This is a genomic window from Arthrobacter oryzae (genome assembly GCF_030812315.1).
GTDB classification, from domain to species: Bacteria; Actinomycetota; Actinomycetes; order Actinomycetales; family Micrococcaceae; genus Arthrobacter; species Arthrobacter oryzae_B.
The window spans coordinates 329,411-354,918 of record NZ_JAUSSM010000004.1; the positions used below are offsets into that span (position 1 = coordinate 329,411).

Genomic DNA, 25,508 nt, shown 5'->3' on the forward strand with positions numbered 1-25,508 from the left:
AGCTGGAGAGCCACCTTGTGACGCGGGAACGGGCCGTGGATGTCAAATGCCCTTGACTGTTACCACCGTCACAACATACCCTTTTAGGCAACAGGTGTTGTCTATTAGGCAATCACCTACACTCACCGAAACACCTACAGGGATCTCCCCCTGCATCAACCGCAACATAGCAGCGGACTTCCGGCACTGCGCTGACGCTCCCGCGAATTCCCGCCCTGCTGCCAATCAGCTCCAAGGAGCCTTTTCATGGACGCAAATTTCGTCAACATCGCCATTGTGGTGGTGTACCTGGTCGCCATGCTGGCCTTCGGCTGGTGGGGCAAGTCCCGCACTAAGAACAACAGCGACTTCCTGGTGGCTGGCCGCAGGCTTGGCCCGTTCCTTTACACCGGCACCATGGCCGCCGTGGTTCTCGGCGGCGCCTCAACAGTGGGCGGCGTGGGCCTCGGCTACAAGTTCGGCATCTCCGGCATGTGGCTGGTGGTGGCCATCGGCGCCGGCGTACTGCTGCTGAGCCTCCTGTTTGCCGGCACCATCCAGAAGCTGAAGATCTACACGGTGTCCCAGATGCTGACGCTCCGCTACGGCAGCCGGGCCACGCAGACCTCCGGCATCGTGATGCTGGCCTACACGCTGATGCTTTGCGCCACCTCCACCGGCGCCTACGCCACGATCTTCGTGGTCCTGTTCGGCTGGGACCGCGCCCTGGCCATCGCCATCGGCGGCGCAATCGTCCTGGTCTACTCGACCATCGGCGGCATGTGGTCCATCACCCTTGCGGACCAGGTCCAGTTCGTCATCAAGACCGTGGGAATCTTCTTCCTGATGCTGCCCTTCACGCTCAACGCAGCGGGCGGCCTGGACGGCATCCGCAGCCGCGTCGAGGACAGCTTCTTCCAGATTGACGGCATCGGCGCCCAGACCATCCTCACGTATTTCGTGGTCTACACCTTGGGCCTGCTGATCGGCCAGGACATCTGGCAGCGCGTCTTCACCGCCAAGACCCCCACTGTTGCCCGCTGGGGCGGCGCCACTGCAGGCGTCTACTGCATCCTTTACGGCGCTGCCGGCGCCCTGATCGGCCTGGGTGCACGGGTTGCCCTGCCGGAGATCGATGTCGCTACGGAGGGCAAGGACGTTGTCTACGCCGAGGTGGCGCAGACCCTGCTGCCCATCGGCATCGGCGGCCTGGTGCTCGCAGCAGCCGTTGCCGCCATGATGTCCACCGCCTCCGGTGCCCTCATCGCAGCCGCAACGGTGGCACGCGCCGACGTCCTTCCGTTCGTGGCGAGCTGGTTTGGCAAGGACATCAACACAGATGACACCGACAACCCGGAGCACGACGTCAAGGCCAACCGCATGTGGGTTCTTGGCCTGGGTATCGTGGCCATCCTTATTGCCATCATCACCCGGGACGTCATCGTGGCACTGACCATCGCCTACGACATCCTGGTGGGCGGCCTGCTGGTGGCGATCCTGGGCGGACTGGTCTGGAAGCGTGGCACCGGCATCGCTGCAGCCTGGTCCATGGCAGTCGGATCGGTGGTTACTCTTGCCCTGCTGACGCTTTACGCAACCGGGGTTCTTCCCAGCGCTGACGGTATCTATGCCAACGAGCCGATCTATTACGGCCTCGGCTCTGCACTGGTGGTCTATGTAGCACTTTCCTTCGCGACCAAGCCGACGGATCCGGCGGTTATGGCCAACTGGCGCCGGCGCGTTGCCGGCAACGCTTCCGAAGAAGAGACTGCTCCGGTCCTCACCAAGCACTAAACCAGAACGGCGCACGACGGCGGCGCCTCCCTCGGGTTCACCATCGGGAGGCACCGCCGTCGTTCGTTAATATCGGGGGCGGCGCTTACGGACGCAGTGAATCACTCGTCTTCCCGGGGCTCAGGGAACTCTTCCAGCGGCACCACGGGTTTCTCGTCGCCGAGGAAATCCTCCTCGCCCAAGGGAACCAGCCGATCGGCCTCCTGGAGCAGTTCCTCTTCCTCGGTCTCCGCTGTGTCATCGATGGGCGCGTCCTCGGCAAAGTCATAGGCGGGATCGGATTCGATGGTGTCGCGTTCCGGCTGGATGGGGCGTGATCCGGTGGTATCCATGGTGCAAACCTCCGTGTCTGGTTGTGCGGCCAGGGGCCGGGCCGTGGGAGCACCTGCCCTGGCAATCATCACAGCACCGGCATTCCGCGCGGTCAAGAGCCGGAGCTTTGCACCCCGCAAAAGCCCGTCCACCACAGCGGTTTTTGAGGTCCGCCTAAACTTCCTGGTGAGGACCACCGGCCGAAAATCGGCGTGAATCCGGGGTAGGCTGGACCTGCAATGGGGCCGAACCATGCCCTATCAAGCCCAGGAGTGTTCGTGTCTCAGCACGCTAAATCTGACCGGAACCAGCCCCGTCCCGCCGACACCCCGGCCGCGCAAACCCCGCAAGCCAACACCGCCGCAACGCCGGCCACAGCCCCCGGCCCCGGCGACATCAAGCGTTGGCGCCAGTACCTTGCCGACGAACGCGCCGAGGCCGCGGTCTACCGCGACCTGGCCCAGAACCGCCGCGGCGAGGAGCGGGATATCCTGCTGGCCCTTGCCGAAGCAGAGGGCCGCCACGAGGCGCACTGGCTCCGGCTCCTCGGCGATCACGCGGGGAAGCCCCGCCCGGCATCCCTCCGCAGCCAGCTGCTGGGATTCCTGGCCCGCCATTTCGGTTCCGTATTCGTCCTGGCGCTGGCCCAGCGCGCCGAGGGCCGCTCCCCCTACTCCTCGGACCCATTCGCCACGCCCGCAATGGTTGCCGACGAACAGATCCATGAAGAAGTTGTCCGCGGACTCGCCACCCGCGGCAGGAACCGGCTGGCCGGCACCTTCAGGGCCGCCGTGTTCGGCGCCAATGACGGCCTGGTCAGCAACCTTTCGCTGGTCATGGGCATGGCCGCGTCCGGCGTCGGAAGCCAAGTGGTACTCCTGAGCGGCGTGGCCGGGCTGCTCGCCGGGGCACTGTCCATGGGCGCCGGCGAATTCATCTCCGTCCGCTCCCAGCGCGAGCTGCTGGCGGCAACGCGGCCCACCCAGATCACCCTTTCCGCCGCCCCGCGGCTGGACATCGAGCACAACGAGCTGCTGCTGGTTTACCTGGCCCGCGGGATGTCCCGGGAAGCCGCCGAACACCGTGTGGCGGAGCGGATGGGACTGTTGAGCTGCGACTGCGACCCCAGCCTGTCGCTCCAGCCGGAACTCCCCGAGGCCGAGGACCAGCACGAAGCGGTGGGCACTGCCTGGAGCGCGGCGGCGTCGAGCTTCTGCTTCTTCGCCTCCGGGGCGATCATTCCGATCATCCCGTTCCTGCTGGGCATGACGGGCGTCGCGGCGCTGGTGGTTTCCGCCGTGCTGGTGGGCCTGGCGCTCCTGGTGACGGGCGGTGTCGTCGGACTGCTGTCCGGGACCTCCCCGACGAGCCGCGGATTCCGGCAACTGGCCATCGGCATGGGCGCGGCGGGCGTCACCTACCTGCTCGGCCTGGCATTCGGCGCGGTGGTCGCCTAGTGGACAGTCCACCGTCCGGCCGACGGAATCCGCGGCATTCCAGCCGGATGGGTATGGCCCGAATCCTGCGCAACGTTGCCCTCACCGCCCTGATCGCAGTAGCGGCTTTTACGGCTGCCGGACTGTTCTACGGCGATCCCCGGTTCGTGGGGCTCTTCGAATTTCGGAACAGCACAGTTCCCAACGGACAGGCCGCGGCCCAGCAGCCGGGAACGGCTGCGGAAGCCGTCGGTTCCGACGCACCTCCACCGGGTCTGGAGGAAGAGGACTCACCGCTGGGAACAGCGGAGAAGCCGCCCGTGCCGAGCGATTCCTTCAAATTCCTGGCGACTAACGACGACGGCACGCCCGTGGGCTATTCGCCCTGCCGCCCGCTGCATTACGTGGTCAATGCCGGCCTGGCACCGGCGGGCGCGGAGAACCTGGTGGAGGAAGCCGTCAGCACCATTGCCCGCGCCACGGGTATCCGCTTCATCAACGACGGCCCGTCCACCGAAGCGCCGTCGGAGGACCGCGATCCCTACCAGCCGGAGACTTACGGCGAGCGGTGGGCGCCGCTGCTCATTTCGTGGACTACCCCGGAGGTCTCCCCCGAGCTCAAGGGGCAGGTCATCGGAACCGGGGGTAGCACGCACTACAGCTTTGACGGCGGCTCGAAGACTTTCGTCACCGGCAGCCTGGACCTTGACGCACCGCAGATCGCCGGCGAACTCGAACGGCCGGAAGGCTCCGCCTACGCCACCGCCGTGATCCTGCACGAGCTGTCCCACGTCATGGGGCTGGAACACGTGGACGACCCCCTGCAGCTGATGTACCCGGAAATCGGAACCCCGGACGGCCTCGCCGCCGGCGACCTCAACGGCCTGTACCAGCTGGGCCGGGCCGCCTGCCGCAAGGACCTTTAACCGGCCACTGCTGGCCGGACCCTGCTAGTCGTACCCTGCTAACGAGCCACTGCGTCGAGGGCTTCCTCCACCGTGTCCACCAGGAAGATCCTGTCGGCCATTGACTTGCCCGCTGCCAGGCTCTGCAGCAAAGGCCACGCCGGATACCGCCGCTTCCAGTGGTCGCTGCCGACGAGCACCATGGGCCTGATGGTTTCGGAGGCTCCGTAGTAGTTCTCGCACGCATCCTGGAAGATTTCCTGCAGGGTGCCGGCGGACCCCGGCAGGAAGATCACACCACCGTCGCAAAGCTCCAGCAGGATCGCCTCGCGGATGGCGTTGGCGAAATACTTCGCGATGTGGGTGGCGAAGTAGTTGGGCGGCTCGTGGCCATAGAACCAGGTGGGAATCCCCAGCGACGGCGTCCCGTCCGGATAGCGTTCGACGACGGCGGCCGCCGTCCGCGCCCACGCGGACACAGAGGGCCGGAACCCTGGAACGGCTGCCACCTGGGCAAGCGCAGCGTGGAAGTCCGCGTCCGGCAGTCCGCTGAGGTACGCGCCCATATTGGCGGCCTCCATGGCACCGGGGCCGCCGCCGGTGGCCACCACCCGGCCGCTCCTGGCGAGGAGCCGGCCGGCGACGGCGGCCTCCATGAAGGCCGGCGTTCCGCGCCTCGCGGTGTGGCCGCCCATCACCCCCACCATCGAGCGGCCGCCCAGCTCGGAGCGCACCAGTTCATCCAGGGCGTCGCCGATCGAATGGTCATGCAGCGCCGCGGCCAGCGTGGCATCCAGCCGGTGCCGCTGCCCGGGCCGGATGCTCCAGTGGTAGATCCGGGCGTCCAGTGTGGTTTCGTAGGGCGCATCGGGCGGACCGGAGTAGAGCTCCTGGGGTGAGTAGAGCTGCCCGCGGTACGGGTTGAACGGCACGGATTCCAGCCGGGGGAAGATCAGCGCCCCGCGGTCGCGCAGCGAATCCTCCACGCCGTCGTCGAAGGTGCAGCCTAGGAAGATCGCGCCCTGCGCGTCCATGGCCTGCAGCGAAGCGGCGCGGCCGCGCAGGTCCAATGACTGCGCATGCCAGCCGTGCATGCTGCGGATGCCCGCCTTCACCAGCCGGTCGAAGCTGTCCAGGCTCTCAACCTCTAGGGTCCTGGGGCTGGGGCTCAGGCTGCCGGCGGCGTTCATGAAGTCAGCCTAGTCCGCAGCGGGCGCAGCAGAAGCGCCCCGGCGGAGATCCGCGGGGCGCTTCTGTGCCCACCTTCAGGTGCGGGCTGGGTTAATGTTCGGGAGGCGTTCAGGTGCGGGCAGGGCCGCGCCGGATCAAGAGACCTGGAGCCCGCCGTTGATGTCGTACGTGGCGGCAGTGATGTAACCCGAGTCCTGGCCGAGCAGGAAGGAGATCAGGGCGGCGACTTCCTCGCGGGTGCCCACCCGTCCCATCATGATGCCCTCTGACATCTGGGCCTTGCGCTCCTCGCTCAGGGTGCCGCCCATGATGTCGGTGTCGATGGGGCCCGGTGCGATTGCGTTGACCGTAACCCCAAACTCCCCCACTTCGCGGGCAAGGGCGCGGGTGAAGCCGATGATTCCGGCCTTCGATGCGCTGTAGGCAACCTTGGAATACGTGCCGCCGCCGCGCTGGGCGGAAATCGACGAGATGCTCACGATGCGTCCGAGCTTGCGCTCGATCATTCCCTTGAGCACACGCTGGGACACGATGAAAGTTCCACGCATGTTGATGGCGAAGACCTTGTCCCACTCCTCCACCGTGGTCTCCATGAACGTCGTCGGCGAGCTGATGCCCGCAAGGTTCGCGAGGGCCACGATGGGCGGCAGGGATTCTTCGATCTCGGTGATAGCCCGGTCCACAGAGGCGGCATCGGAAACGTCGGCGCCCACACCAATGGCCTTCACGGCGCGGTTGGAGCCGATCTCGGCAGCTGCTGCCTTGGCGTCCTCGGCGTTGATGTCCAGGATGGCGATGGACCAGCCCTCGCTGGCCATCCGGTCAGCGGCTGTACGGCCGATGCCGCGGGCGGAGGCGGCTCCGGTCAGTACAACGGTGCGTTCTGCGGGGAATGAAGTGGTTGTCATAGCGATATTTCTTTCGTCGAAAATGGAAATCAGGAGACTTTGGTGGTGTTCACGGCGGCTGTGTTTACGGCCGCCGTGGCCTTAACTGCGGGATCCAGCGCGGCAACTGCGGGATCCAGCGCGGCGTCGCCTTCAGGGCGCTTCCGTGCGTAGAGGTACGTGGCCACGGCAGTGACGCACAGGCAGAAGGACAGGAACAGCAGTCCGCTCTGGTTGTTCCCCGTGGCGTCCTTCAACAGGCCAACGGCGTACGGTGCCACGAAACCGCCGAGGTTGCCCAGCGAGTTGACCAGGGCCAGACCGGAGGCAGCTGCTGCTCCGGTGAGCGCGGCGGACGGCATCGAAAGGAACGGGGCGATGGCGCCGTAGATGCCCATGGCCGAGGCCGTCAGGGCGATCAGCGCCAGGACGGGGTTGACCGGGAGCAGGTAACCGGCTGCCAGCAAGCCCATGCCTGCCAGCACCATGCTGACTGCGGTGTGCCAGGCGCGCTTGCCAGTCCGGTCCGCACGCTTGCTCCAGAAGTACACAAAGACCGCGGCGATGGCGTAGGGAATGAGGACAATGAAGCCCACTTCGGCGGTGGAGAACTTTCCCAGCGCGGCAACGATCGTGGGCATCCAGAGACCAAGGCCGTAGATGCCGCAGACCAGGCCGAAGTACAGGGCCGAGTAGACCAGCGTGCGCTTGTCCTTCAGGCCGGCCAGGAAGTTGTGGTTTCCACCCTTGGACTTGGCGGCCAGTTCGGCCTCCATGGTGGTGGCAAGCCATTCGCGCTCGTCAGTGTTGAGCCACTTGGCGTCCCGCGGGCGGTCGGTCATCAGGATCGGGGTCAGCAGGCCCAGCAGGATTGCAGGGATGCCTTCGATGACGTAGAGCCACTGCCAGCCGTGCAGGCCCAGGATGCCGTCCATCTGCAGCAGCAGTCCGGACACCGGGGCGCCCAGGGCGTTGGACAGGGGCTGGGCAAGGATGAAGATGCCCAGGACCGTGACGCGCTGCGCGGCGGGGAACCAGAGCGTCAGGTAGAAGAGGATCGCCGGGAAGAACCCGGCCTCGGCCGCACCCAGCAGGAACCGGATGATGTAGTACGTGCTTTCACCGTTGACCAGGGCCATGGCCGTGGCGAAGATTCCCCACGTGATCAGGATCCGGGCAAGCCACTTGCGGGCACCGAACCGGTACATTCCGGCGTTGCTCGGAACCTCCAGGAGCGCGTAGCCGAGGAAGAAGATGCCGGCGCCCAGGCCATAGGCGGCGGCGCTGAGGCCGATGTCCTCGCTCATGGTGAGCTTCGCGAAGCCGACGTTGTTGCGGTCAAGGTACGCAACAAAGTAGAGCAGGACAATCAGCGGCATGATGCGGCGGCGAACCTTGCGAAGCGTGCGTTCGCCGAGCTCGCCGAGTCCTGCGGACTGCATGGAGAGTGAAGTCATCGTCGACCTTCTATCTGTCGGATCCTGCACCTGGACGGCGGCGGGATCCGAGGGGGATGTTGAGGGGGTTCCGTCGGCTTGCTAGCTAAGTCTGATGTCTGACATCTGACGGAAGAACATGAGAAAGATCATAGGAGGGTGATCTCGGTTACGTCAAGCCTTGGTGATTGGGCGGGCGCGCCTTGGTCGACCGGGCACCGATTCGGGTGCGCCCGCGGGGGGCGTCAGGGCTCGGTGTGGTGGACGTAGCGCTCGTAGTCCTGGTACGTCTGGTCCATGTGTTCGTCCATGGTGCGCCGGGACACTTCGGCGTCGCCGCTCAGAATGCCGTCCAGCACCTTCTGGTGGTACTCAATGGCGTGTAGCTGGATCTCGGGCACGGCCGACGTCTCCCGCCGGGTCATGTAGAGCAGCTGCCCCAGTTGCGCGAACAGCGCCCGGACAAACGGATTGCCCGAAGCCTTCAGCACGGCGTCATGGAAAGCGATGTCGGCCTCCACAAAGCGGTCCAGGTCCCCGGACTCATGGAAGCGCTTCATGTCCGCGATGCACTCCCGCATCTGCTCGGCGTGCTCGGGAGTGTGCCGCTTGGCGGCAAGGGCGGCGGCCCCGGTTTCCACCATGCGCCGCATCTCGATCAGCCCCACAGAGACCTGGTCCGCGCCGTTTCCGTGGGACGCAGCCTTGAAGATCGCGTCCAGCCCGGTCCAGTTGTCCGAGGGATTGACGAACGTTCCCCGCCCGGCCTTGACGTAAAGGATGTTCTGCGCCCTCAGCGCCTTGAGGGCTTCCCGCACAGTGAGCCTGCTGACGTCATAGGCCTTGGCGATGTCGGCTTCGGGCGGGATGGCATCGTGCGGCTTCAGTTTGCCGTCGAGGATGTCGTCAAGCAGGCCGTCGACAAGGTCGTCAACGAGTGTCCTGCGGCCCATCCTGGCTCCTGCCTTCGGTTTAGCGCTCTGTTGCGGGTTGCTTTCCACATTACTGTCGAATGCGGCCCGGATCAGCATCGCGGCCCGAACCGCATCGGGCTGTTGCAGAATGAATCATGCGCACTCCTCCCCTGCCCTGTCAGGCCGGCCGCGGATCGGAATCCCGGTCCGCCTCAGCAGCTCCCTGGACCCGGACCCGCGGGTCGGTGAAGCCAATGAGCTGTTCAATTTCATCGCCGACCTGGTCCACGACGGCGGTGGGGCACCGGTGCTGCTTACCGCAGGTTCCGGCGACGGCCGGCTGGCCGAAACGCTCAGGCGGCTCGACGGCGTCGTACTCCCCGGCGGGGGCGACCTGGACCCGCGCCTCTACGGCGAGGAGCAGGGTGCCGCGTGCTACGACGTGAACCGCGCGCAGGACACACTCGACCTGGCAGTTGCCCGCGGGGCCATCGATCAGGGGCTGCCGCTGCTCGGGATCTGCCGCGGACACCAGCTCCTCAACATCCTGTACGGCGGCACCCTTGTCCAGGACATGGCCGTCAGCGCGGTGACGCACCATGAACCCGCAGCTGCGGGCGCCGCAGAACCCAACGGTCCCGATGGAGCCGGCACGGGCCCCTGGGCCTGGCACGACGTGGACATCGTCCCGGGCTCCAAACTGGCAGGGCTATACGGCCCGCCGGACCGGACGGAAGGCCTCACGGTCAAGATTGCCTCCGGCCATCACCAGGCCGTGGCGCGGGTTGCGGACGGGCTGGTGGTGACGGCCGTTGCCGGCGACGGCACCGTGGAAGCACTCGAGGACCCGGAACGCTGGGTGGCGTCCGTTCAATGGCATCCCGAGGCGCGCGAGCTCCCGGCGGAGGAACGCGTTGCCCCGTTCCGGGCGTTTGTGGAGGTATGCCGCACCCGGCAGCAGGCCTAGCCGGCGGGGGCCGGCCGTTAGCGCGCGGGGCCCGCAACTTCGGACGGCATCCGGTTGCCGGTCCTTGGCGCCTCCAAACCAGCCTGCTATTATCGTCAAAAAGGCAGTATGTCCTATCAAGAGAACATACGCTGACATACGCGGGTTCCCCGGCACCATCGGGACCCGCGGAGCACAAGGGAGCGCTCAGTGGCGAATCAATTTAATCTCAGCATCGACCGCTCTTCACCGGTGCCCCTCTACCACCAGGTGGTCCAGGGCATCGAGTCCGCCATCCACACCGGACTACTCCCCCCGGGCAGCCGGCTCGACAACGAAATCGACCTTGCAGCCCAGCTCAACCTGTCCCGCCCCACCATGCGCAAAGCCATGGACGAGTTGGTGCGTTCCGGCCTCCTGGTGCGCAAGCGCGGCGTAGGAACGCAGGTGGTCTCCAGCCAGGTCCGGAGGCCGCTGGAACTGTCCAGCCTGTTTGACGACCTTACGAATAACGGGAGCAAGCCCACCACTGAGGTGCTCAGCTTCTCGCACATCGAGGCCGACGCACCGACCCGTGAAGCCCTCCAGCTTCCCGCCGGTGCAAAGGTCTACCACTTCACCAGGCTGCGCAAGGTGGGCGGCAAGCCGCTGGCGCTGATGGAAAACTGGGTCCGCGACGACATCACGCCCATCGACGAAGCCCAGCTGGGCGCCCAGGGCCTGTACGCGATCCTGCGCAACGGCGGGGTGAACTTCCGGCTGGCCTCGCAGCGCATCGGTGCGATGGTCGCCAACGACTACCAGGCGCCCCTGCTGGACACGCAGCCCGGTTCGGCACTGGTGACCATGGAACGAACCGCGGTGGATGACACCGGGCGAATGGTGGAAACCGGGCACCACGTCTACCGGGGTGACTCCTACAGCTTTGAAATGACCCTCGTCCAGCGCTAGCGATAGCGCTAGCGATAGCGATAGCGATAGCGATAGCGATAGCGCTAGCGATAGCGATAGCGATAGCGCTACGCGCTGCAGCTGCACGCTGCCATTAAGCACGCACGTATACGAAAGAGTAGATCTATGGCCAACTGGGTATATCCGCTGGGTTCCGCTGCCGACGGCAGCTGGGACGTCTCGCTGGGAACGTCGGACTCCGCCTTGGAGGTGGACGGCTGGGCCCACACGGGACTCAAGGTCGCCACGCTGGCAGCCGGCGCCGCCGTCGAACTCCCCGCGGCCGGCGAGGAACGCATCGTGGTTCCGCTCAACGGGTCCTTCACCGCCGCTGTCGACGGCGAGGACTTCCGGCTTGCCGGCCGGTCCAGCGTATTCAACGGCCCCAGTGACGTGCTCTACACCGGCACCGGGAAGGCCGTCACCATCAGTTCGGCAGACGGCGGCCGGGTGGCGGTCGCCACGGCTCCCGCGAAAACTTCCTACCCGACCCGGCTCGTGACTGCCGCCGAGACACCCGTGGAGCTGCGGGGCGCCGGCAACTGCTCCCGGCAGGTCCACAACTTTGGCACTCCGGCAGCACTGGAAGCGGACCGCTTCATCGTCTGCGAAGTCATCACCCCCGCCGGCAACTGGTCCTCGTATCCCCCGCACAAGCACGACGAGGAAAAGGACGGCGAAACCAGTCTCGAGGAGATCTACTACTTCGAGACCCGGGTGGCGCCGGTCGGTCCGGCCGCACCCGCTTCGCAGGGGGACGCCATCGGCTACCAGCGCGTGTATGCCTCGGACGAGCGGCCCATTGACGTCTCGGCAGAGGTCCGGACCGGTGACGTGGTCCTGGTTCCCTACGGCTGGCACGGGCCGGCGATGGCTGCCCCGGGTTACGACCTGTATTACCTGAACGTCATGGCCGGTCCCGGCCCCGTCCGCGAATGGCTCATCAGCGACGACCCGCACCACGGCTGGATCAGGCAGACGTGGGAAGGCCAGGACGTGGACCCGCGGTTGCCGTTCACCGCTTAGGCGTCGAAACAACTGATGCCCCTCACCGCAGTCGGTGTGGGGCATCAGCCTTGCTTGACCAGGCTAACGGGCCACTTTCTGGGCCACGCGGACCGGAACCCCGGTTGCCAGCGATTCCTGGGCGGCATCGGCAACCCGGGATGCAGCCACGGCATCTTCGGGGGTGCACGGATTCTCCCGCCGGCCCAGGATCAGCTCCACGAACGCTTCCATTTCGGAGCGGTACGCCTGGTCGAACCGTTCGGCGAACGTCTTGTGGGGCTCCCCGGCCGGAAACCCGACACCGGCTTCGGCCGAGGCCATCGCCGTTGTGTCATCCAATCCCACCATCAGTGAACGGCGCGAACCCTGGATTTCCAGGCGGACGTCATGGCCCGCGCCGTTGTACCGGGTGGCAGAGACAGTTCCGACCGTCCCGTCGTCGAACGTCACCAGCGCCAAGGCGGTGTCCACGTCGCCCACTTCCCCGATGGCCGGGTCGCCGTTGTTGGAGCCCTTGGCATACACCTCCACGATTTCCCGGCCGGTCAGCCACCGCAGGATGTCGAAGTCGTGAACGGAGCAGTCCCGGAAGAGGCCGCCGGAGCTGGCCAGGAACTCCACAGGGGGCGGTGCCATGTCGCACGTGACGGCCCGCAGCGAGTGGATCCAGCCCAGTTCGCCCTCCTGGTAGGCCCGCCTGGCTTCCAGGTATCCGGCGTCAAAGCGGCGCTGATGGCCGATCTGCACCACGCCCCGCCTGTCCCTGACGTAATCCAGCACCGGCAGTGCATCCGCCACGTTCATGGCAACCGGCTTCTCGCAGAAAACCGGCACCCCGGCATCTACTCCTGCCTTGATCAGCTCGGGGTGTGTTGCCGTCCCCGTCGCAATGACCAGGCCGTCTATCCCGGAAGCTATGAGGGCCTCCACGGAAGGAAGGAATTCGGCGCCGAGCCCGGCCGCGACCGTCCGGGCGTGGTCTGCGGCCACGTCAGTGAGCCGGAGCCTGACGTTGATGCCCTCCGGGTTGAGGACCGCGTTCAGCGCGGCGATGTTGTTGGCGTGCATCACGCCGATCCGCCCCACTCCGACCAGGCCAAGAATGACGTCCTTCATGATTTCTCCTCCGCATAAACAGTAAACGCAGCCCGGAACGCATCCAGCGCCGCGGCGCTGTCACCCTTCGCCCAGGCTTCCATGCCCACAGTGCCCCCGTAGCCGGCGTCGGCGAGCGCCCTCGCGACAGCCGCATAGTTGATTTCCCCGGTCCCGGGTTCGCAGCGGCCCGGGACGTCCGCCACCTGGATCTCGCCGATGTGCGGCAGGGCCGACCGCACCAGCTCAATGAGGTTACCCTCCCCCAGCTGTGCGTGGTACAGATCCAGCATCAGTTTGGCGTTGGGGTGCCCGGCGGCCTCCACCAGCGCCAGCGTGTCCTTGGCCCGTGCCAGCGGGATGCCCGGATGATCCAGCACCGTGTTGAGGTTCTCGAGGCAGAACGTCACTCCGTATTTCCCGCCGAGCTTGCCAAGACGCTCCAAGGTCCTGGCACCGGTGCTCCACATCTGGCCGGTGGAACGGAAGACGGGACGCGCGGCGTGGCCGTCAATGAGTTCCGCCGGGTGCACCACCATGCGGCTGACACCCAGCTCAAGCGCAGTCGGGATCAGCGACGCGGCCGTTTTCACCACATCATCGGCCGTGTCCGGGTCCACCAGGCTGCCTGACGTGTACCCGGTCATGGAGGAAAACACCGCACCCGTTGCCTTGAGCGCGCTGATGTCCTTCGTGCGCGAATCCCACAGCTCCACGTCGAAGCCGGCCTCGTGGATCCGACGAACGCGTTCCACAAAAGGCAGGTCCGTGAAGACCATCTCTGCGCAAACTGCCAGCCGCATCAGACTCCGGCCTTGTTGCTGAGCCCGGATGCTGCGGCCAGCCCTGCCACCGCCACCGGAGCGCCTTGCTTGACCGACTCGATGCAGGCCAGCGCCATGGCCAACGCGCGCCTGGCGTCGGCGGCACCCGGCGTGAGGGTGATTCCGGACGACGACGACGGCGGCACGCCGTCGCGCTCTGAACGCACCGCAGCCGCAAAATCGGCCAGTTCCTCCGTGTACGCCTGCCGGAAGAGTTCAACGTTGAGCCTCGGCGTGGAAGCGGACATTCCCTCGGCCGTGTACCGGCGCGCTGCCGTCTCCGTGGCACGGCCGGCCTGGACCATACCCTTCGAACCGAAGACCTCTCCGCGGATGTCGTAGCCATAGAGCGCGCTGAAGTTTGCCTCCGCCACGGCCACGGCACGATTGCTGTAGCGGATGGTCACCACTGCGGTGTCCAGGAATCCCTGGTCACGCAGCCCGGGCTCCACGAGTGCGTCCGCAACGGCGTAGACCTCCACTGGCTCGGCACCTTCGTTGAACCAGTTGAGGGTGTCAAAGTCGTGGATCAGCGTCTCCAGGAAGATGGTCCATGCCGGGACCCTTGCCGCATTCGGGATGCTTCCGTTCCCGGGGTCGCGGGTCAGCGAGCGCAGGAGCTGCGGTGTCCCGGCCACCCCGGCGGCGAGGTCCTTCTTGGCGGCCTGGAAATCGTCCGCGTACCGCCGGTTGAAGCCGACTTGGAAGTGCACGCCGGCCGCGTCCACCGCGGCCAGGGCCGCATCGAGCTCGTCGAGCCCCTGTCCGGCAGGCTTCTCGCAGAAAACGTGCTTTCCTGCGGCAGCCGCCTGCGCGATGAGGGAAGAGTGGAATCGCGCGGGGCTGGCGATGATCACTGCGTCGATCCCGGGATCAGCCAGGATGTCTTCGGCGTTGGGGGTCACCTTGGCGGTGCCCAAGGATCGGGCCAGTGCCCCAGCGGATTCGACATTCGGATCGGCGATGGCCGCGAGGACGGCACCCGGAACGCGGCGGGCAATGCTTTCAGCGTGGAATGCCCCCATCCAGCCGGAGCCGATGAGACCGATCCGTACGGGAGCCGGGACTTCGGCAGGGTCTTGAGTGATGTAGGCCAACGGGTTGGTCCTTTCAATGGGTCCGAGGTTCTCACTGGGTGGAACGCTCAACGGGCATTCCAGGTCTTACAGGTGCCAGGCCATGGCACGGCTGAGCAGGGCCGGCCCGGTGTGGGCGGGCCCTGCACGTCCAGCTGGGTCGGAAGGTCAGCTGTGGGACTTCCCGGAGGTCTGCGCCACTTCGCTCTTGACTTCCTTGACGACGTCACCGTGCCCGCCGATCTGTTCGAGTTCGTGGGCGAGTTCGGCCAGTTCGGCGCCGCCGGCCATCTGGGCGGTGAGTTCGTCGAGCGTGATGTCCTTTTTCTCGTAGTAGCCGATGGATTTGCCGCGCTTGAGCAGCAGGAACCGGTCACCGACAGGGAAGGCGTGGTGCGGGTTGTGGGTGATGAAGATGACGCCCAGACCGCGATCCCGTGCCTGCAGGATGTAGCGCAGCACCACCCCGGACTGCTTCACGCCCAATGCCGCCGTCGGCTCGTCCAGGATCAGGACCTTGGCGCCGAAGTACACGGCGCGGGCGATCGCAACACACTGGCGTTCGCCGCCGGAGAGCTGGCCGATGGGCTGCTCCACATCGCGGAGGTCGATGCCCATTTCGGCGAGTTCGTGGTTGGTGATGTCCTTCATCTTCTGGACATCCAGGCTCTTGAACGGGCCAAAGCCGGAGGTCAGCTCGGAACCGAGGAAGAAGTTCCGCCAGATGGGCATCAGGGGGACCACGGCCAGGTCCTGGTACACCGTGGCGATGCCCACGTCCAGGGCGTCGCGCGGGGATGTGAACTTCCGTTCCTCCCCCATGACCTTCAGCACGCCGTGATCGTGCTGGTGCAGACCGGCAATGATCTTGATCAGGGTGGATTTTCCGGCGCCGTTGTCGCCCAGGACGCAGGTGACGCGGCCGTTGTCCACGGCCATGGTCACATCGCTCAGCGCGACGATGTTGCCGTAGTTTTTTCCGACCTTGTCCAGTGAGAGCAGGTGCACCGGGGTGTGGGTCAGCGGGTCCGTTTCGTTCTGGAGCAGGGTCTTCTGGTCGATCTCTTTGGCATTCATGTCTCCGGGCCCCTTACTTGAGTTCTGCTCGGCGCTTGACGATCAGGTTGACGATGGTGGCCAGCAGCAGCATCAGGCCCAGGAAGAACTTGAACCAGTCGGGGTTCCACTGGGCGTAGACGATGCCCTTGTTGGCCATGCCGAAGATGAAGGCGCCAATCGCGCCGCCCACCGCCGAGCCGTACCCGCCGGTGAGCAGGCAGCCGCCGATGACAGCAGCGATGATGTAGAGGAATTCGTTGCCCACGCCCTCGCCGGACTGCACGGAGTCGAAGGCGAAGAGGTTGTGCATGCCCAGGACCCATCCGCAGAAGCCCACCGCCATGAACAGGCCGATCTTGGTCTTGGTGACCGGCACACCCACGGCGCGGGCGGCATTGGCGTCGCCGCCGGAGGCGAAGATCCAGTTGCCCACCTTGGTACGAAGCAGCACCCAGGACGCCACAGCCACCAGGACAATCCAGAAGAACACGGTGATCTTCACCTCCACCCCGGCGATGTTCACCGACGAGGCGAAGACGGCGCGGGCTGAAGCGAAGCCCTCCATCTGGGCGATCGACGGCGACGAGACTCCGTTGGAGATCAGGCGGGTCAGCGCGAGGTTCAGGCCGGTCAGCATGAGGAACGTTGCGAGCGTGACGATAAAGCTCGGCAGTTTGGTCTTCACCAGGATCCAGCCGTTGATGAAGCCGATAGTGAGGGAAACCACCAGAGCCAGCGCAACGCCCACCCAGACGTTCAGCGAGAAGTACCACGCGAACATGGACGCAGTCAGGGCGGAGCTGATGACTGCCACACCCGTGGAGAGGTCAAACTCGCCGCCGATCATGAGCAGGGACACCCCCACTGCCATGATGCCGATGGTGGACGACCCGTACAGCACCGTGGCAAATGAACTCGGCTGGATGAAGGTGGACGAAACGACTGAGAAGAAAACGAACAGGACAATGGCACCCACCAGGGCGCCGACTTCGGGCCGCCCCAGCAGCTTTTGGAACGGACTTCGGCGGCCGATCCGTTCATCCGCCGCCAGCGGTGCCGGCTTTGCTAACGTCTGTGTCATGAAAAACTCCTTGTTGGTCTAGCTGCGGGAGAACCGGGCTCCGGCCCTCCCACGGCCAGGGGTGCCTGCGACTTAGCGGACGCCCTGCTGGGCGAATTTGAGGACATCGGTGGCGGACTCTTTGTCCACCACGGTAGGCCCGGTCAAAACCGGCTGGCCGCCGCCGATCTCGAAGCCGCCGCGCTTGGCCTGCCACAGGGCGTCAATTGACCCGTAGCCCTGGAGCCAGGGCTGCTGGTCCACTGTGAACAGGATGGTGCCGTCCACGATCTTCTGCGCCAGCTCAGCATTCATGTCGAACGAGGCCGCCTTAGCGGAGCTGCCTGAGTCGGTGATGGACTTCAACGCCGTCAGGGTGATGGGGGCGCCCAGGCCGATGACGGCGTCAACGTCCTTGGCGGCCTGCAGCTTGGCGGTGATGGTGGAGGCGACTTCCGTCATGTCACGGCCGTTGACGTAAAGGACCTCAGTGCCGGCAACCTTGGCTTTGACGCCTGCGCACCGTGCCTCGAGGCCCACGTGGCCCTGCTCCTGGATGATGCAGACGGGGTGCTTGAAGTTCTGGGAAGCCAACTCGGTACCGACCGCCTCGCCGGCGAGCTTTTCGTTCGAGCCGAAGTGGGTGAAAGCGCCGAGCTGCTTCGAGACGCCTTCACCTGCGTTAAGGCTGACCACGGGAATGCCGGCATCAGTTGCCTTCTTCAAGGCGTCTTTCAAGGCATCCGGCTTGGCCAGGGTGACGGCGATGCCGTCCACTTTCTGGTCTACAGCCTGCTCGATCAGCTGGGCTTGGCGGCCGCCCTCCGGATCGGAAGTGTAGAGCAGTTCGACGTTGTCCTTCGCCGCAGCCTCCTCGGCGCCCTTGCGGACAATGTCCCAGAACGTATCGCCGGCTGCAGCGTGGGTGATGAGGGCGATCTTGATCCGGTCAGTGGTTGCGACTTGGCCGCCGCCAGCGCCGCCGCCTGCTTCGGTGGGCCGGCCGCCGCTGCTTGAACATGCGCTCAGCGCCATCATCGGGACTACCGCTGCAACGAGGGCCGCCTTGCGCCAGGAAAATTGTGCCACCTTAATCTCCTTTGATCTCAGGTTCCGGGCTGCCACTCTGCAGCCGCCGGAGCACTGTCTACCTCGATCATCGTGACTCAGTTCACTAATGTCAATAGTTTGTCCTGACATTAGGATGTTTTAACTTGGATTGGAGGTTCCGTGCACCAAAAAAGCCGGGGGTAACGGCTGTTGCCGCCACCCCCGGCCCGTCATCCAGGGACGTTCCGGGGCCCCGCCTAGCCGTGGAAGTCGGCAGGGTGCGGGCCCGTGCGCCCGTCGCGCTCGAGTGCGTCGACGGCCGCAAGCTCCTCGGCCGTGAGGGCGAATCCGAATACGTCGAGATTCTCCCTGATGCGTGCCGGCGTCACGGATTTGGGAATGACGACCCTCCCCTGCTGCAGGTGCCAGCGCAGCACAACCTGGGCAGGCGTGCGGCCGTGCCGGGCCGCAATGTCGACGACGGCCGGATCGTCCAGCACCGCGCCCTGCGCCAGCGGGCTCCACGCCTCGGTGGCGATGCCGTGGGCGCCGTTGAACACTGCGACGTCGCGTTGCTGCAGTGCAGGGTGGAGTTCAACCTGGTTGATGGCCGGCACCGTTCCGCCCAGGTCAACGAGCCGCTGCACGTGCTCGGGCAGGAAGTTGGAGACCCCAATGGCCCGGACCTTGCCGTCGGCCAGGAGCTTCTCCAGCGCCAACCACGAGTCCGCGTACATGTCTGATTCCGGAGCCGGCCAGTGGATCAGGTAGAGGTCGAGGTACTCCAGTCCGAGCTTGTCCAGGCTCGCCTCGAAGGCGGCAAGCGTCGATTCGTAGCCGAGATCGTCGATCCAGAGCTTGGACGTGATGAACAGTTCCTCGCGGGGGATGCCGGACTCCGCCAGCGCGCGGCCGGTGCCTTCTTCGTTGCCGTAGATGGCGGCCGTGTCGACGCTACGGTAGCCGGCGGCGAGGGCGGCGGTGACCGCCGCGGTTGTTTCGTCGTCGGGGACCTGGAAGACGCCGAAGCCGAGTTGGGGCATCTCCACGCCGTTGTTGAGGGTAACGGTAGGTATTGAGGTCATGGTGTCTCCAGAGGTTCTAGCTCGATGGTTTGGGGTTGCGATGCAGGGGTGACGACGCAGCGTCAGCGGGCGGCGACCGGCTCGGCCGTGGCAGGGACGGACGATTCCGTCACCGGCGCTTCAGTCACCGGCGCCGCGGCGTTGTTGTGCCGCTTCGCGCTTGCTGCGGCGACGGCCATTACGCCGAGGCCGAGGAGGGTAATGCCGGCGCCGGCCCAGATCGGCGAGGTGTAGCCGAGTCCGGCGGTGATGGTCACGCCGCCGAGCCAGGCACCGAGGGCGTTGCCGACGTTGAAGGCGCCGATGTTGGCGCCGGAGGCCAGCGTGGGGGCGCTGTTGGCGTATTTCATGACCCGCATCTGCAGTCCGGGGACCGTCGCGAAGCCGAAGCCACCCATCAGGACGATGGAGGCGATGGTGAGCGGCTGGTTGCGGGCGGTCAGGGCGAAAGCCACCAGAATCACTACCAGCACGGCCAGGACCACCAGGAGGGTGCGGTCCACGTTTCTGTCCGCCGCCTTGCCGCCCACGGTGTTGCCGATGAACAGCCCGATGCCGAAGAGGATGAGCAGCCAGGGCACGGTGGAGGCCGCGAAGCCGGTGACCTCGGTGAGGGTGAATGCGATGTAGGTGAAGGCGCCGAACATGCCGCCGTAGCCGAGGATGGTGACGAGGATGGACAGCCAGACCTGTCCGGAGCGGAAGGCGCTGAGTTCACTCCGGAGCCCGCCCGTGGTGGCTGCACCGCGGTCAGTCTTGGGTACCAGCGTCAGGATACCAACGAGGGCCAGGACACCGATTCCAGTGATGGCCCAGAAGGTGGAGCGCCAGCCCGCCGCCTGACCCAGCATGGTGCCGAACGGGACGCCGAGGACGTTGGCGGCGGTGAGCCCGGTGAACATGATGGCGATGGCGCCGGCTTTTTTGGTGGGGGCCACCATGTCGGCGGCCACTACTGCGCCGATGCCGAAGAACGCACCGTGGGCCAGGGCGGCAACGATCCGGCCGATCATCATCATGGAGTAGTCGGGGGCGATGGCCGAGATCAGATTGCCGCCGATGAACAGCACCAGAAGGATGGCGAGAACGGGCTTGCGCTCACAGCGGGTCACTGCCGCGGTGAGCAGCAGGGCGCCGACGACGACGGCAAGGGCGTAGCCGGAGATCAACCAGCCGGCGGTGGCCTCGCTGACGCTGAAGTCAGCGGCAACCTCGGGCAGCAGGCCCATGATCACGAACTCGGTGAGTCCGATCCCGAACCCGCCGAGGGCGAGGGCTAACAGGCCAATAGGCATGGTGAAGCTCCTTCAAAAACTGTACGGAATGGGGTAGGGCGCGTAGGCTAGTAGTTGCAGACGCTTTATTTATTGTTGCACAAGCAGATACCACGCGCAAGCAACTATTATTTGTTGTGTCCCGCTTCACATCCGCGGGGTGCACGATCCGAAGGGAAGTACAAGATGGGCATCAAGGACGACGCCGTTGAAGTCCGCGCGCAGGGCTGGCGGACGCTGGCGGCCTTGCACGGCCTGATCGAATCGGAGCTGGAACGCTCTCTCCAGGCCGAAGCCCAGCTGTCCGTCGTCGAATACACCGTGCTCGACGCCCTTAGCCGGCAGGACGGCTGGCACATGCGCATGCAGCAGCTGGCCCGGGCCACCGCACTCAGTGCCAGCGCCACAACCCGGCTGGTCAACAGGCTCGAGGACCGCGGCCTGCTGACCCGCATCCTCTGCGCAGATGACAGGCGCGGCATCTACACCGAGCTCACTGCCAGCGGGATCAAGCTGCTCGAAGAGGCACGCCCCACCCACGACGCCACCCTGGAACGCGCCCTCGCCGAGGCCCAGGACATACCGGAGCTGGCCCCTTTGGTGGACGCTCTGCCCAAACTTCACGCGCACGCCTAGCCCCAAAACCCGAGCTCCACAAAACAAGGGCACAGCAAAAGCCCCGCGCCGCGCCGAAGCGCGCCCGCGGGGCTTTCAGTCGGTGTTGGCCTACTTTCCGGCCACGATCTTGAAGTAGTGTTCCAGGTCTTCGAGGCTCTTGTCCTTGGTTTCGGGGACAACCCGTTTCACCCAGACGATGGCCGCCAGCTGGATGGCAACGAAGATAAAGAAGGTGGTTGAAACGCCGATCCACGCAACCATCTGCGGGAAGAAAAAGCCGATCAGGAAGTTGATCATCCACAGCACGAACACGCAGATACCCATGCCGACGCCGCGCACATGCAGCGGGAAGATTTCAGACATCGTCAGCCACGTGACTGTGCCGATGCAGGACTGCATGGATCCCAGGAACGTGACCATGAACAGCAGCACCAGGTAGCCACGAAGGGTGCTTTCCGGGATCAGCATCGAAATCAGCCCAATGGCCAACAGCGACGATGCGGTACCGCCAAGGCCGACGATCAGCATGGACTTTCGGCGCACCCGGGTCATCAGGGACATGCCGACGATCACGGCAACCACTGAGGTGACGCCGTTGACGACGTTCGCAAGCAAGGCACCTTGGTCCCCGAAGCCGGAGCTGGAGAGGATGGAAGTGCCGTAGTACATGATGGCGTTGACGCCGCTGATCTGGTTGATGACCGCCATGCCCAGTCCCACCACGAAAATCCTGCGGATCCATGGCACGGTGAGGTCCCTGAATGTGCCGAGCTTGGATTGGTAGTCCTCCCGGGCTCCCTGCCGCACTTCATCGAATTCCGTGGAGACATCGGCCGCTGCCCGGGTTTTGCGCAGCACTTCGAGGACCTCGCCGAAGCGTCCGGCCGACGCCAACCAGCGTGGGCTCTCTGGGAGGACCAGCATGCCGAACCAGAGCACCACTGCCGGCAGTGTTGCGATGACCAGCATCCAGCGCCACACGTGCGAAGCCTCGGGGAAAGCGTTGCCCAGGACGGCGTTGAACGTGAAGGCCAGGAACTGGCCCGTGACGATCATGAGCTCGTTCTGCGTGACGATCCGCCCGCGTTGGGCCGCCGGTGACATCTCCGCGAGGTACACGGGCACAATCACCGATGCCCCGCCGACGGCAAGGCCCAGGACCGTGCGGGCCGCGACCAGCAGCTCCGTCGTGGGGGCGAGGGAGCAGGCAATGGTGGAGGCGGCGAAGATGAGGGCCAGCACCATGATGGTCCTGCGGCGCCCAAAACGGTCGGACAGCCGGCCGGCCGTGATGGCACCGAACGCCGCACCGAAGAGCAGGGTGGAGGTGACCAGTCCTTCGGTCAGCGGCGTCAGCCCGAGGTCGCGTTGCATGAACGGCAGGGCACCGTTGATGACGCCGGTGTCGTAGCCGAAGAGCAGTCCGCCAAAGGTGGAGAACAGGGCGACCCGCCGCATGAACCCCTTGGGATTGGCGGGGGCAGCGGCGGGAGCACCGGCCGGCCCAACGGCCGGGCGGGCTGCGGATTGGCTGGGCGAACCGGTGAGTGTTTGTTCAGGTTGCGTCATAGGGCGGCCCGCTACCGTGCCTTGGCGATGTAGTTGTTCATCGTGTCGAGCTGGTAGCGGGAAACATCCGCGGCGTTGTCGTCTTCGGCGAAGACGCTGGACACCATGACCGTGTTGTCGCGGTCCAGGAAGCCGATTTCCTGCAGGCCGCCGAAGAACTCTTCCCAGTTGACGTCGCCGTCGCCGATCTTCAGGTGCTGGTGCACGCGGACCGGGTTGCCGGGCGGGTTGGTGATGTAACGCAGGCCGTGCGACGCGTGGTGGTCCATGGTGTCGGCGACGTGGACCAGCCGGAGCTTGTCCCCCGCGGCGCGCATGATGTCCAGGGGCGCGTTCTTCATGTGGAAGCTGTGCGAGGCCACATAGACCAGGCCAACATTCTTGGAGTTCAGGCCGCGGATGACGCGGATGGCGGCCAGGCCCTCTTCCACAAAATCGTCCGGGTGCGGATCGATCAGCAGGTCGATTCCTTCCCGCTCGATGATGGGCAGCAGCTCTTCCATGGAGCGGTAGAAGGCGCGCTCCGACTCTTCGGATTTCTCCGGGCGTCCGCTGAATTCGGTGTTCATGGTGCTGACGCCCAGGTCCACGGCGATCTGGATGGCGCGCTTCCAGTAGCGGACGGCTGCTTCGCGCGCGTCCTCGTCCGGCCCGGACCAGCGGAGCACGGGCAGGATCGAGGCAATCTCGATCCCGGCGTCCTTGCAGGCCTTGTTGAGCTGGCCCACCAGTTCGTCGTCGGCCTTGGGGTGGTTGTAGAACGGGATGAAGTCGGCGTGCGGGGTCATCTGCATGTACTTGTAGCCGAGGTCCGCCACCACCCGGGGAAATTCGAGCAGGCTGTGCGAGTGGTGGAACGGCGTGGGGTCAAGTGCGATTTTCACGAGGAACACTCCATTGTGGATCAGTCAGGAACTTGCGGAGTTTTTGTCCAGATAAAGCGGCCCCGGAGGGCTAAAACTCGCTTTATCTGGACAAAAACTCTCTTACGGGCGGGGCCTAGCTGTAGAGGGCAGGCTTGGCGCGCAGTTTCACGGCGACCTTTTCGCCATTCTTCTGTGCTTCCACGCCTGCTTCGCAGCATGCTGCGGTGGCGTAGCCGTCCCAGGTCGTGGGACCGCCGATTTCGCCGCGGAGTGCAGCGTCAACCCAGGCCTGGATTTCGACGTCGTAGGCCGCACCGAAGCGCTCTTCGAAGCCGGGGGTGACGCTGCCGCCCCAGCGGCCGGCGCTGCGGGTGTACGGTCCCTTGTCGCCGCCGATGTTGACGATGCCGTCCTCGAACGCAGCCTGTGTGGCCACTTCATAGCCGAACTTGGCGTTGACGTAGATTTCGACGTCGGCGAGGACACCGGACTCGGTTTCGACCAGGACGTGCTGGGGATCGTGCTGGCCGGCCGGGGCGTTCTTCGTGGCCTTGCCCAGGCGGACCTGGACGCTGGTGATTTCCTCGCCGGTGAAGAACCTGATGGCGTCGAATTCGTGCACCACGGAGTCGTTGATCAGCATCTCATTGGTGAATCCCGCCGGAGTGGTGGGGTTGCGGTGCTGGTGGTGCAGCATCAGCAGTTCGCCCAGTTCGCGGTCCCGGATAACCTGGCCCAGGGCTGCGTACTCGGCGTCGAATCGGCGCATGAAGCCCACCTGGATGCGCTTGTGGCCCAGCTTTTCCTCGGCCTGGACGATCTTCCAGGCTGATTCGGCGTCGGGCGTGAGCGGCTTCTCGCAGAGGATCGGGATGTCCCTGGCGAGGGCCTTCAGCAGGATGTCCTCGTGCAGGAAGCCCGGGGTGGCGATCAGCACCGCGTTGACGTCGCCGTTGTTGAGCGCCTCTTCGGCATCGGCGAGGGCCACTGCACCCGGGATGCCTTCGATGGCTGCCTGCGCACGTGCAAGGTCAACGTCGACGACGGCGGCGACTTCCGCGCCGTGGATGCGCTTGCTAAGGCGCTGGATGTGGTCCGCGCCCATGCGGCCGGCGCCGATGACGGCGACACGAAGGGTTTCAGTCATTGTTCTTTCCTTACGTTTCGGGAGCCTGGACGGCTGTTAGTTGACGGCCGTGCGGGAGCCGCAGGACAGCAGGTAGTTGCGGGTGCGCTTGGCGATCGGCATGGGGACGTCGAAGGCCACCGGGTACATGTCCTGCTCCACGATGCCGAAAATGGGGCGGTTCAGGGCCTCCACTGCTTCGATGACAGCGCGGAGGTCGGGCAGCCCGTTCGGCGGTTCGGTCATGACACCGGCGAGGTTGGCAGCCGCCCACGTCATGTTTTCCTCATTGACCTTCCTGAGGATATCCGGGTTGATCTGCTTCAGGTGCAGGTAGCCGATGCGGTCCGGGTAATTTTTGATGAGCTCGAGGCTGGAGGCTCCGCAGTATTCCGCGTGGCCCGTATCCAGGCATAGGTTCAGGTATTTCGGGTCCGTGGCACCCAGTAGGGTTTCGATGTCCTCCTGCGCCCCGACGTGGGAATCAGCGTGCGAGTGGAACTGCTGCTTCAGGCCGAAGTCCTCCAGCAGGGTCTTTCCCAGGCGGTTGTGGCCGGCGAACAGGTCGCTCCACGCCTTGTCCGTGAGCTGCCCGCTTTCCACCGCTTCGCCGGTGACGTCATCGCGCCACATGGCCGGGATGACCACAATGTGCTCGCCGCCCATGGCCGCCGTGAGCTCTGCGACCTTGCGCGCCGGCTCCCAGGCAGTCTCCCACTGGTCAAGCCCGCGGTGGAACGCGGTGAAGACCGTTCCGGCGGTGACCTTCAGGTCGCGCTGCTTGAGCTCCTCCGCCAGCCGCGTGGGGTCGTTCGGCAGGTAGCCGTACGGGCCGAGCTCGATCCACTTGTAGCCGGATTCGGCCACCTCGTCGAGGAAGCGCTCCCACGGGGTCTGCTTGGGGTCATCCGCGAACCAAACGCCCCAGGAGTCCGGTGCTGTGCCGATGATCAGCTTGTTCTCAGTCATATCGATTCCTTCTCATCGGTTGCTCCGCAAGTGCCCTTTTGGACGGTCAAAACGGCAGTTACGGAGCAGTCGATCGTG

General features: G+C 65.4%; 24 protein-coding genes. 7 read left to right on the forward strand and 17 right to left on the reverse strand.

Annotated elements, in window-relative coordinates:
• Positions 1 to 246: 246 nt before the first annotated feature.
• A complete protein-coding gene (locus J2S97_RS10710; protein ID WP_307049169.1) occupies positions 247 to 1,773 on the forward strand; it encodes a sodium:solute symporter in 1,527 nt (508 codons plus the stop codon).
• Positions 1,774 to 1,874: 101 nt separating this feature from the next.
• On the opposite strand, the gene J2S97_RS10715 is transcribed toward J2S97_RS10710, so the two are convergent.
• Entirely contained in the window at positions 1,875 to 2,105 is a 231-nt protein-coding gene (locus tag J2S97_RS10715; protein ID WP_307049171.1) for a hypothetical protein, read from the reverse strand.
• Between the two features lie 258 nt (positions 2,106 to 2,363).
• On the opposite strand from J2S97_RS10715, the gene J2S97_RS10720 reads away from it, so the two are divergent.
• Both J2S97_RS10720 and J2S97_RS10725 read left to right on the forward strand, forming a co-directional pair.
• On the forward strand, positions 2,364 to 3,542 hold the full coding sequence (locus J2S97_RS10720; protein WP_307049173.1) for a VIT1/CCC1 transporter family protein: 1,179 nt from the start codon (positions 2,364 to 2,366) through the stop codon (positions 3,540 to 3,542).
• Between the two features lie 53 nt (positions 3,543 to 3,595).
• Positions 3,596 to 4,447, forward strand: a complete 852-nt coding sequence (locus J2S97_RS10725) for a matrixin family metalloprotease (protein WP_307049175.1) — start codon at positions 3,596 to 3,598, stop codon at positions 4,445 to 4,447.
• A 38-nt stretch (positions 4,448 to 4,485) separates the two neighbouring features.
• On the opposite strand, the gene J2S97_RS10730 is transcribed toward J2S97_RS10725, so the two are convergent.
• The 4 genes from J2S97_RS10730 to J2S97_RS10745 form a co-directional block, all read right to left on the reverse strand.
• On the reverse strand, positions 4,486 to 5,616 hold the full coding sequence (locus tag J2S97_RS10730; protein ID WP_307049177.1) for an LOG family protein: 1,131 nt from the start codon (positions 5,614 to 5,616) through the stop codon (positions 4,486 to 4,488).
• A 135-nt stretch (positions 5,617 to 5,751) separates the two neighbouring features.
• Entirely contained in the window at positions 5,752 to 6,525 is a 774-nt protein-coding gene (locus J2S97_RS10735) for an SDR family NAD(P)-dependent oxidoreductase (protein WP_307049179.1), read from the reverse strand.
• Positions 6,526 to 6,554: 29 nt separating this feature from the next.
• A complete protein-coding gene (locus J2S97_RS10740; protein ID WP_307049181.1) occupies positions 6,555 to 7,961 on the reverse strand; it encodes an MFS transporter in 1,407 nt (468 codons plus the stop codon).
• Between the two features lie 224 nt (positions 7,962 to 8,185).
• Complete coding sequence (locus tag J2S97_RS10745) at positions 8,186 to 8,893, reverse strand: FadR/GntR family transcriptional regulator (RefSeq protein ID WP_307049183.1); 708 nt, start codon at positions 8,891 to 8,893, stop codon at positions 8,186 to 8,188.
• A 109-nt stretch (positions 8,894 to 9,002) separates the two neighbouring features.
• On the opposite strand from J2S97_RS10745, the gene J2S97_RS10750 reads away from it, so the two are divergent.
• From J2S97_RS10750 to iolB, 3 genes are all read left to right on the forward strand, one after another.
• A complete protein-coding gene (locus tag J2S97_RS10750) occupies positions 9,003 to 9,821 on the forward strand; it encodes a gamma-glutamyl-gamma-aminobutyrate hydrolase family protein (protein ID WP_307049185.1) in 819 nt (272 codons plus the stop codon).
• A 189-nt stretch (positions 9,822 to 10,010) separates the two neighbouring features.
• Positions 10,011 to 10,751 carry a GntR family transcriptional regulator gene (locus J2S97_RS10755; RefSeq protein WP_307049187.1) on the forward strand — a complete coding sequence of 247 codons (741 nt, stop codon included), beginning with the start codon at positions 10,011 to 10,013 and terminating at the stop codon, positions 10,749 to 10,751.
• A gap of 126 nt (positions 10,752 to 10,877) precedes the next feature.
• Positions 10,878 to 11,777, forward strand: a complete 900-nt coding sequence (iolB, locus tag J2S97_RS10760; RefSeq protein WP_307049189.1) for a 5-deoxy-glucuronate isomerase — start codon at positions 10,878 to 10,880, stop codon at positions 11,775 to 11,777.
• Positions 11,778 to 11,840: 63 nt separating this feature from the next.
• Here iolB and J2S97_RS10765 read toward each other — a convergent pair whose 3' ends face one another.
• The 8 genes from J2S97_RS10765 to J2S97_RS10800 all read right to left on the reverse strand — a co-directional run bounded on the left by J2S97_RS10765 (position 11,841) and on the right by J2S97_RS10800 (position 20,303).
• Entirely contained in the window at positions 11,841 to 12,875 is a 1,035-nt protein-coding gene (locus J2S97_RS10765) for a Gfo/Idh/MocA family protein (RefSeq protein ID WP_307049190.1), read from the reverse strand.
• The gene (locus tag J2S97_RS10770; RefSeq protein ID WP_307049192.1) at positions 12,872 to 13,657 is read right to left on the reverse strand and encodes a TIM barrel protein; all 786 of its coding nucleotides are present in this window, start codon (positions 13,655 to 13,657) and stop codon (positions 12,872 to 12,874) included. Before J2S97_RS10770 ends, J2S97_RS10765 begins: the two co-directional genes overlap by 4 nt.
• Positions 13,657 to 14,775, reverse strand: a complete 1,119-nt coding sequence (locus J2S97_RS10775) for a Gfo/Idh/MocA family oxidoreductase (protein WP_307049194.1) — start codon at positions 14,773 to 14,775, stop codon at positions 13,657 to 13,659. The genes J2S97_RS10770 and J2S97_RS10775 overlap by 1 nt, the downstream gene beginning before the upstream one ends.
• A 147-nt stretch (positions 14,776 to 14,922) precedes the next feature.
• The gene (locus tag J2S97_RS10780) at positions 14,923 to 15,831 is read right to left on the reverse strand and encodes an ATP-binding cassette domain-containing protein (RefSeq protein ID WP_307049196.1); all 909 of its coding nucleotides are present in this window, start codon (positions 15,829 to 15,831) and stop codon (positions 14,923 to 14,925) included.
• 13 nt (positions 15,832 to 15,844) lie between these two features.
• Positions 15,845 to 16,894 carry an ABC transporter permease gene (locus tag J2S97_RS10785; protein WP_307049198.1) on the reverse strand — a complete coding sequence of 350 codons (1,050 nt, stop codon included), beginning with the start codon at positions 16,892 to 16,894 and terminating at the stop codon, positions 15,845 to 15,847.
• Positions 16,895 to 16,966: 72 nt separating this feature from the next.
• Complete coding sequence (locus J2S97_RS10790) at positions 16,967 to 17,962, reverse strand: substrate-binding domain-containing protein (protein WP_307049200.1); 996 nt, start codon at positions 17,960 to 17,962, stop codon at positions 16,967 to 16,969.
• A 218-nt stretch (positions 17,963 to 18,180) separates the two neighbouring features.
• Positions 18,181 to 19,008, reverse strand: coding sequence for an aldo/keto reductase (locus J2S97_RS10795; RefSeq protein ID WP_307049202.1), 828 nt, complete (start codon positions 19,006 to 19,008; stop codon positions 18,181 to 18,183).
• A gap of 62 nt (positions 19,009 to 19,070) precedes the next feature.
• Positions 19,071 to 20,303: an MFS transporter gene (locus J2S97_RS10800; protein ID WP_307049204.1), complete on the reverse strand. Its 1,233-nt coding sequence runs from the start codon at positions 20,301 to 20,303 to the stop codon at positions 19,071 to 19,073.
• A 165-nt stretch (positions 20,304 to 20,468) separates the two neighbouring features.
• Here J2S97_RS10800 and J2S97_RS10805 point away from each other — a divergent pair, with 165 nt between their 5' ends.
• Entirely contained in the window at positions 20,469 to 20,918 is a 450-nt protein-coding gene (locus J2S97_RS10805; RefSeq protein ID WP_307049206.1) for a MarR family winged helix-turn-helix transcriptional regulator, read from the forward strand.
• A gap of 90 nt (positions 20,919 to 21,008) precedes the next feature.
• Here the strand turns inward: J2S97_RS10805 and J2S97_RS10810 are convergent, their stop codons facing one another.
• The 4 genes from J2S97_RS10810 to J2S97_RS10825 form a co-directional block, all read right to left on the reverse strand.
• Complete coding sequence (locus J2S97_RS10810; RefSeq protein ID WP_307049208.1) at positions 21,009 to 22,469, reverse strand: sugar porter family MFS transporter; 1,461 nt, start codon at positions 22,467 to 22,469, stop codon at positions 21,009 to 21,011.
• Between the two features lie 11 nt (positions 22,470 to 22,480).
• Entirely contained in the window at positions 22,481 to 23,353 is an 873-nt protein-coding gene (locus J2S97_RS10815) for a sugar phosphate isomerase/epimerase family protein (protein ID WP_307049210.1), read from the reverse strand.
• Between the two features lie 115 nt (positions 23,354 to 23,468).
• Positions 23,469 to 24,482 (reverse strand): Gfo/Idh/MocA family protein, encoded by a 1,014-nt coding sequence (locus J2S97_RS10820; protein WP_307049212.1) that lies wholly within the window; start codon positions 24,480 to 24,482, stop codon positions 23,469 to 23,471.
• Positions 24,483 to 24,518: 36 nt separating this feature from the next.
• On the reverse strand, positions 24,519 to 25,430 hold the full coding sequence (locus tag J2S97_RS10825) for a sugar phosphate isomerase/epimerase family protein (protein ID WP_307049213.1): 912 nt from the start codon (positions 25,428 to 25,430) through the stop codon (positions 24,519 to 24,521).
• Between the last annotated feature and the right edge of the window lie 78 nt (positions 25,431 to 25,508).